Here is a 1,770-nt window from a genome sequence, read left to right on the forward strand (position 1 = left end):
GGTTCAAAGCTAACGAGAAAGGTAAAGACTTCCTATTCCGTCTTGCTCACGAAACTGGCGTCATCTTACTACCTGGTAAAGGTTTCGACACAGTACACGCCTCAGTACGCGTATCACTAGCGAACCTTACTCACCACGAGTACGAGCTAATCGGCCGTGCAACACGCACTGTGTTGGATGAGTACTTCCAAGAGTTCTCTGCGTAATTCGTAGTTGCTAGAAAATATAAGCCCCGTCAAGTCGGGGCTTTTTTATTCGGTTGTTTAGGTCGTGATAATGAATGTAATTTCTGTAAATGCCGTTGAATCTGCCATTTTGGCACTCTTGATGTTGTTGTTTGGTGAGGTAACCAAAAAACACACACCAATATTAAGTAAATATCATATCCCAGGGCCGGTGATTGGTGGGTGCATCGCAGCCTTAATTACTACTTGCTTATATCGCATGGGAATGGAGTTCGAATTTGAACTTCCTTATAAAGAGACGTTGATGCTGATGTTTTTCGCAGGCATTGGTTTAAGCGCAAATATCAAGCAGCTATTCCAAGGTGGACGCTTGTTCGTTGTCTTTCTCGGAATCGCCGTTGTTTATATTATTTTTCAGGACGCTATTGGTGTCGCTGCAGCCTCGTTCTTAGGGCTGGATCCTAAGCTAGGACTGATGACGGGCTCTATCACCCTATCAGGTGGGCATGGTACAGGTGCTGCATGGGCGTCGATGTTTCATGACCATTTTGGTGTCGATAATGCACTCGAAATCGCGATGGCCTGTGCCACTTTTGGTCTTGTGATTGGCGGTATTATCGGAGCGCCTTTAGGCACGTATTTGGTTGAAAAAAATCAACTTTCAACACCGAACGTACATGCAGCAGATGTGGAACACAAAAAGGCCCATCACATGCCGACTAAGGGCAATGTACTACATGGCATCGGAAGCGTTGTTCTTTTAGCATGCTGTGTTGAGCTCAGCCAAATGCTACATAGTTTAGTGCTTGTGCTCGATGTGCATTGGCTGAACATGGTGCCAAATTTCGTCTATGCGTTATTTATTGGTGCACTATTTTCAACACTATTTAGCGAGAGCAAACCTGCCAAGATTGCGATGGTCGAAGTGGCACGTTTAAGCTCAATTGCCCTAAGTGTCTTCTTATCTATGGCATTGCTTGAAATCAAACTTTGGCAGCTGTTTGATATGGCGTTGTCGCTGGTGGTTATCCTAACGATTCAAACATTGTTTACTATTGTGTTTGTTACGTCCGTTACCTATAAGCTACTCGGTAAAAATTATGATGCCGCGGTGATGGCAAGTGGTCATGCGGGCTTTGGTTTGGGTGCGACACCGACAGCCATGCTCAATATGAATGGTATCACGGGTTACTACGGCCCATCGCCACAAGCGTATTTTATCGTGCCGTTAATTGGTGCGTTCTTTATCGATCTCTCAAACCTAATCGTTATAGAGACATTCTTACATTTCATGTCTTGATGGATCTTCCCCATCAAAGGGGATTACCAAAGTTCAGTACTTTGACTTTAAAATTTACTAAAGACATCAAAAACTATATTCAGAAGAGGAGTGACGGTTTGAAAGGTGTAATTTCAATTCAGTCTCATGTGGTCTTTGGCCATGCTGGCAATAGCTCTGCCGTTTTTCCTATGCAACGTATGGGACTCGAAGTATGGCCTATCCATACGGTACAATTTTCCAACCACACACAATATCAACAAGGTTGGACCGGGCAAACATTCGGCTCAGATGATATTCGAAACT

1 protein-coding gene and 2 pseudogenes are annotated in these 1,770 nt (G+C 44.1%); all 3 read left to right on the top strand.

All coding sequences use genetic code 11. The features are described from left to right. A pseudogene (locus AB6D58_RS24325) lies at nt 1–206 on the top strand (bifunctional aspartate transaminase/aspartate 4-decarboxylase); the annotation flags it as partial. 70 nt (nt 207–276) lie between these two features. Then, a complete protein-coding gene (gene gltS / locus AB6D58_RS24330) occupies nt 277–1,485 on the top strand; it encodes a sodium/glutamate symporter (protein WP_372158782.1) in 1,209 nt (402 codons plus the stop codon). A gap of 98 nt (nt 1,486–1,583) precedes the next feature. Then, nucleotides 1,584–1,770, top strand: a pseudogene (locus AB6D58_RS24335) (pyridoxal kinase); the annotation flags it as partial.

This window comes from Vibrio sp. 10N.239.312.D08 (assembly GCF_041466145.1).
In the GTDB taxonomy this organism is placed as follows: domain Bacteria; phylum Pseudomonadota; class Gammaproteobacteria; order Enterobacterales; family Vibrionaceae; genus Vibrio; species Vibrio crassostreae_C.

What these genes read in the sequence shown, in the direction of transcription:
- gltS (WP_372158782.1), top strand. Translation starts at nt 277, where the DNA reads ATGAATGTAATTTCTGTAAATGCCGTTGAATCTGCCATTTTGGCACTC.